This is a genomic window from Alistipes sp. (genome assembly GCF_048465635.1).
In the GTDB taxonomy this organism is placed as follows: domain Bacteria; phylum Bacteroidota; class Bacteroidia; order Bacteroidales; family Rikenellaceae; genus Alistipes.
In genome coordinates, this window is the sequence record NZ_DBFWLF010000002.1 from 1 (window position 1) to 5,531 (window position 5,531).

The window sequence follows — 5,531 nt, forward strand, 5'->3', positions numbered from 1 at the left end:
AAGACGTACCTTGAAAACTGAATAATAACTGCGAAACAAAGATTATAGTAAGTTCTTTTTAAGAAATATTACAATTTCAAAAGGAAGGGTAACATAATCTTCGTTGGCAAGAGAGAATCAAGAGGATACAAGCCGATCTCGAAAGAGATTAGTTTGATATGGTCAAGCGAACAAGGGCGCAGGGCGAATGCCTTGGCACTGGGAGCCGATGAAAGACGTGATAAGCTGCGATAAGCTTCGGGGAGCTGCAAATAAGCATTGATCCGGAGATTTCTGAATGAGGAAACTCACCTGGGTTCATACTCAGGTACGTTGTACTGAAATTTAAAATAGGTACATCGAGGGAACCGCCTGAACTGAAACATCTAAGTAGGGCGAGGAAGAGACATCAAACGAGATTCCGTAAGTAGTGGCGAGCGAACGCGGAAGAGGGCAAACCGAAGGTAGAAATACCTTCGGGGTACGGAGCGCATTTAAGACTCAAGTTGTTAACCGAACGGCATGGGAAGGCCGGTCAGAGAGTGTGAGAACCACGTAGGTGAAAATGACGAGAGCTGAGCGATTTCCAGAGTACGGCCAGACACGTGAAACCTGGTCGGAAGATGGGGGGACCACCCTCCAACCCTAAATACTACCCAGTGACCGATAGCGTATAGTACTGTGAAGGAAAGGTGAAAAGCACCCCGGGAGGGGAGTGAAAAAGAACCTGAAACCCTGTGCCTACAAGCACCTAGAGCACGTCAAAGTGTGATAGGGTACTTTTTGTAGAACGGTCCGGCGAGCGATTGTATGCAGCAAGGTTAAGGACTTAAGGTCTGGAGCCGAAGCGAAAGCGAGTTTGAAAAGGGCGTTAAGTTGCATATAATGGGCCCGAAACCGGGTGACCTACCCATGGTCAGGTTGAAGTGGAAGTAAAATTCCATGGAGGACCGAACCGACCTCCGTTGAAAAGGCGGCGGATGAACTGTGGGTAGCGGAGAAATTCCAATCGAACCCGGAGATAGCTGGTTCTCCCCGAAATAGTTTTAGGACTAGCCTCAAGTTAGATACCTGGAGGTAAAGCACTGAATAGCCTAGCGGCCGAGAGGTTAGCGAAGCTTATCAAACTCAGAATGCCAGAGTATTGATGCTTGGGAGTCAGACAGTGTCAGATAAATGTCATTGTCAAAAGGGAAACAGCCCAGATCTACAGCTAAGGTCCCAAAGTCAGGTTAAGTGGAAAACGATGTGAAGATACGCAGACAACCAGGATGTTGGCTCAGAAGCAGCCACTCATTCAAAGAGTGCGTAATAGCTCACTGGTCGAGCGTCTTTGCGCGGAGAATTTAACGGGGCTAAACCTGACACCGAAGCTTAGGCAATCCAGTAATGGATTGGGTAGGGGAGCGTTGTATACGCGGAGAAACAGTAGCGTAAGCGGCTGTGGAGTGTATAGAAGTGAGAATGCCGGAATGAGTAGCGCGAATGCAGTGAGAATCTGCATGGCCGAAAGCCTCAGGTTTTTGGAGGAAGGTTCGTCCGCTCCAAGTTAGTCGGGAGCTAAGGTGAGGCCGGAAGGCGTAGCCGATGCACAGACGGTAGAGATTCCGTCACCACCAAAAGAGTTAAGCACAGGGACACATTTGAAGTCTCAGAGCCGGGTGTTGGTTCCGGTAGAGATCGAGGGAAGTTAGTACCGAAGTCTGGGATGGAAGATGGCGAGAAAAGCTGTGTGTATTTCTGAGGTGCCCGTACCGCAAACCGACACAGGTAGGTAGGAAGAAGATTCTAAGGCCAACGGGAGAAGGGTTGTTAAGGAACTCGGCAAATTGACCCCGTAACTTCGGGAGAAGGGGTGCTCCAGAGATGGAGCCGCAGAGAATCGGCCCAAGCAACTGTTTACCAAAAACACAGGTTTGTGCTAAATCGAAAGATGACGTATACGAGCTGACGCCTGCCCGGTGCTGGAAGGTTAAGAGGAGATGTGCAAGCATTGAATCGAAGCCCCAGTGAACGGCGGCCGTAACTATAACGGTCCTAAGGTAGCGAAATTCCTTGTCAGGTAAGTTCTGACCCGCATGAAAGGCGTAATGATTTGGGCACTGTCTCAACAGCCCGCCCGGCGAAATTGTAGTACCGGTGAAGATGCCGGTTACCCGCGACAAGACGGAAAGACCCCATGGAGCTTTACTGTAGCCTAATATTGGGTTTCGATGTTGCATGCACAGGATAGATGGGACACTGGGAAACAATCGCTTTGGCGGTTGCGGAGTGGCCGTTGGGATACCATCCTTGCGATATTGGAATTCTAACCTGCGGCTCTGAATCGAGTCGGGGGACATTGTTAGGTGGGCAGTTTGACTGGGGCGGTCGCCTCCTAAAAAGTAACGGAGGCGTTCAAAGGTTCGCTCAGCTTGAACGGAAATCAAGCAAAAGAGTGCAAACGCAGAAGCGAGCCTAACTGCGAGACTGACGGGTCGAGCAGTAACGAAAGTTGGAGTTAGTGATCCGGTGGTATGTGAGTGGAAATGCCATCGCTCAACGGATAAAAGTTACCCTGGGGATAACAGGCTGATCTCCCCCAAGAGTCCACATCGACGGGGAGGTTTGGCACCTCGATGTCGGCTCATCGCATCCTGGGGCTGTATTCGGTCCCAAGGGTTTGGCTGTTCGCCAATTAAAGCGGTACGCGAGCTGGGTTCAGAACGTCGTGAGACAGTTCGGTCCCTATCTGTCGTGGGCGCAGGATATTTGATGGGAGCTGTCCCTAGTACGAGAGGACCGGGACGGACGTACCTCTGGCGCACCAGTTGTTCCGCCAGGAGCATAGCTGGGCAACTACGTACGGATCGGATAAACGCTGAAAGCATCTAAGCGTGAAGCCGACCCAAAGATAAGATATCCCATTGTTTTAAACAAGTAAGACCCCTTGAAGACTACAAGGTTGATAGGCACGATGTGTAAGTGGAGCGATCCATTCAGCAAGCGTGTACTAATAGGTCGAGGGCTTGACCACAATTCGCTTGAGTATCTCAAGTCAACGAGAAGTAGCAGTGATTATTCAGTTTTGAAGGCACGTCCTTCTAAGAAATACTGGACAAGAACACAGCAGTGTGTTATACTTGGTCAGTCATATGGTCGGTGACGATGACGGTGAGGTTCCACCTGTTCCCATTCCGAACACAGCAGTTAAGCTCACTCGTGCCCAAGATAGTTAGCTGGAAACGGCTTGTGAAAATAGGTAGTCGCCGACTTTTATATGGCCCGTTGGTCAAGCGGTTAAGACAGAGGCCTCTCACGCCTTTAACATCGGTTCGATTCCGGTACGGGTCACCATATGCACCTCTAGCTCAGTTGGTAGAGCAACTGACTCTTAATCAGTGGGCCCAGGGTTCGAGTCCCTGGAGGTGCACCAGATATTGAACGTCAAATCGTAAGATTTGACGTTCTTTTTTGTTATGTAACCCCGAAAAATCGGGGCTTGCACGGTCAATGCACGGTTTTTGCACGGTCGGCGTTTTCGTGGGAATCCTCTGCATGGGCTGGAATTGCTTTGAAATGCGTGGTAAATTTTGCATCAGGTCAGCAGAGCCAGACGGAGCTGCGCCTTTACTTCGGGGTCTGCGTCCTTCAGAAGTTCCAGCAGAGCGGTCATGGAGATGGTCGGTTCGCCTGCGGCGGGTACAGCCTGCGGGCTGGGGCTTTCCTGTTTAGCATAGAACCCTTCCTCAAATTTCCTGCCCAGTTCTACACGAGAGGACTGCTGGATATGAGCGTAGGTGTTCACCAGCATATCCGCCGTGGCGTGCCCTGTGGTGCCCTGAACGGCTTTCACATCGCCGCCGGAGATCATCAGTTGATAGGTGGCACTGGAATGCCGCAAACCGTGGAACACAATGCGGGGGAATTCCGGGTGGGCATCCTGCCATTTGAGGAACTTCTTGCGGATCAGCACCGGCTCCACTGCCAGACCATTGGGTAGACGGAACAGCATTCCGCTATCATGGTAGCGTGCCGGGTCTTTCATCTCGTCTGCCGCCAACTGATTCAGCCACTTCTTCAATTCCTCTTTCAGTGCAGAGGTCATGAAGATGGTACGGCAGGAGGATGCGGTTTTGGTGCTTTTCAGGATGAGGGAAGTGGTGCTGCGCTCCAGCTTGTCCGGGAATATCTTGATGATGCAGCCATCGTCCACTTGATTTAGGGCTTCTTTCCGCACCCGCTGCATGGACTTGTTGATACGGAAGGTTCCGATGCCATCTGCTGCGTCAAAATCGAGATCTTCCGGGGTCAGACCTACGATCTCGCCCTCTCGCAGTGCGCCCACCAGTGTGAGGTGGACTGCCAGATGCAGGATGGGGTCCTCCATGCTGTCCAGAGCCGCCCTCATTTCCTCTACCGTCCAGATGGTGCGCTCCTGCGTAGACTTCTTGGGGCTGTCCACGGGAACAGGGCTTTTGACAAGGATGCCCCACTCTACGGCATACTGGAAGGCAGTGCCCAGCAGCCGGTGCACCTCATGGATCGTTGTGCCGGAAAGGAAACGCTGCTTCTGCTTTTCGGTCAGTTCCTGCTTCTTGCCCTCGATATACGAACCACAGGGCGTTTTGCTCAGGGTCGTGTAGAGGTTCTCCATGTGGTAGGGCTTGAGCTTCTGCATCTCCATGCTACCGATATAGGGGATAATGAGATTCTGAATGGTGGAAAGGTTGGATTCGTAGGTTTTGGGTGCCCACTTGTGCTTGCTGCACTGTTTCGGCAGCCAGTCCATCAGGAACTCTGCCACCGTTACCGAGGACGGAATCAGGAAAGTGCCAGCGGCCAGTTCATGCTCGATTTGCTTTTTTCGGTTCGTTGCCTCCTCTTTTGTGGGAAAGCTCTCCCATTTGTCGCAGCTCTTGCCGTGCTCATCTTCGTAGGTGTAGCGGACGCTGTAAGAGTTGCCGCGCTTCGTAATATATGCCATACTGTTTGCCTCCTTATCAAGCTGCCCGGTAGAGCCACGCATCGAAGCTGTCCTTCGGCACACGGATGCTTCCGCCTACTCGCAGGACACGGAATTCGGTAGTGCTGTTGCACAGATTGTAAGCAGAGCGCAGGCTGATGGCCAGCATTCGTGCGATCTCTTCCACCGTGTACACCAGTTTCGTGGTTGCCGGGCCGTCAGTCGGAGACTTGACGGCATTGGTTTGAGTGACCACTTCCATTGTAGTGGGATTCGAGCCCTTTTGCAAGAACTTTTTCGTATAATCGGAAGATTGCACAGGGACGGTCATAGAATTACGGTCAAAATCCATAAGCGTTGCTCCTTATATTGTCATATCATCTAAAAATTCAGCTTAAAGTTCTACATCTTGCCCACGCTTACGGTTTTGCTGCGGCACATTCATGGTGTGCTCCTGCTTGGGGGCAAGAATCTTTTCCAGAAAGCCACGCACCAGTTCGGGCGCACGGTGGAGAGCATCCAGATAGGGTTTCACGTCGTACCACAGGTCGTGGTACTTGTTGCTCCAACGAACGGCCTCCTTCTTGGCGGTGGAAAGTTCTTCTTT

At 51.5% G+C, this 5,531-nt stretch carries 2 protein-coding genes, 2 tRNA genes, 2 rRNA genes and 1 pseudogene; 4 read left to right on the top strand and 3 right to left on the bottom strand.

Annotated features, from left to right (window positions below):
• Window positions 1–160: 160 nt before the first annotated feature.
• From ACMO9O_RS00020 to ACMO9O_RS00035, 4 genes are all read left to right on the top strand, one after another.
• Window positions 161–2,995, top strand: a 23S ribosomal RNA gene (locus tag ACMO9O_RS00020).
• A 121-nt stretch (window positions 2,996–3,116) separates the two neighbouring features.
• Window positions 3,117–3,233 (top strand): 5S ribosomal RNA (gene rrf, locus ACMO9O_RS00025).
• A gap of 7 nt (window positions 3,234–3,240) precedes the next feature.
• Window positions 3,241–3,315, top strand: a tRNA-Glu gene (locus ACMO9O_RS00030).
• Window positions 3,316–3,318: 3 nt separating this feature from the next.
• A tRNA-Lys gene (locus tag ACMO9O_RS00035) sits at window positions 3,319–3,394 on the top strand.
• A 162-nt stretch (window positions 3,395–3,556) separates the two neighbouring features.
• Here ACMO9O_RS00035 and ACMO9O_RS00040 read toward each other — a convergent pair.
• From ACMO9O_RS00040 to ACMO9O_RS00050, 3 genes and pseudogenes are all read right to left on the bottom strand, one after another.
• Window positions 3,557–4,945 carry a site-specific integrase gene (locus ACMO9O_RS00040; protein WP_097786545.1) on the bottom strand — a complete coding sequence of 463 codons (1,389 nt, stop codon included), beginning with the start codon at window positions 4,943–4,945 and terminating at the stop codon, window positions 3,557–3,559.
• A gap of 16 nt (window positions 4,946–4,961) precedes the next feature.
• On the bottom strand, window positions 4,962–5,186 hold the full coding sequence (locus tag ACMO9O_RS00045; RefSeq protein ID WP_418981553.1) for a helix-turn-helix domain-containing protein: 225 nt from the start codon (window positions 5,184–5,186) through the stop codon (window positions 4,962–4,964).
• Window positions 5,187–5,318: 132 nt separating this feature from the next.
• Window positions 5,319–5,531: pseudogene (locus ACMO9O_RS00050) on the bottom strand (recombinase); the annotation flags it as partial.

Coding starts and splice junctions, on each gene's coding strand:
- ACMO9O_RS00045 (WP_418981553.1), bottom strand. CDS start 5,186: ATGGAAGTGGTCACTCAAACCAATGCCGTCAAGTCTCCGACTGACGGC.
- ACMO9O_RS00040 (WP_097786545.1), bottom strand. CDS start 4,945: ATGGCATATATTACGAAGCGCGGCAACTCTTACAGCGTCCGCTACACC.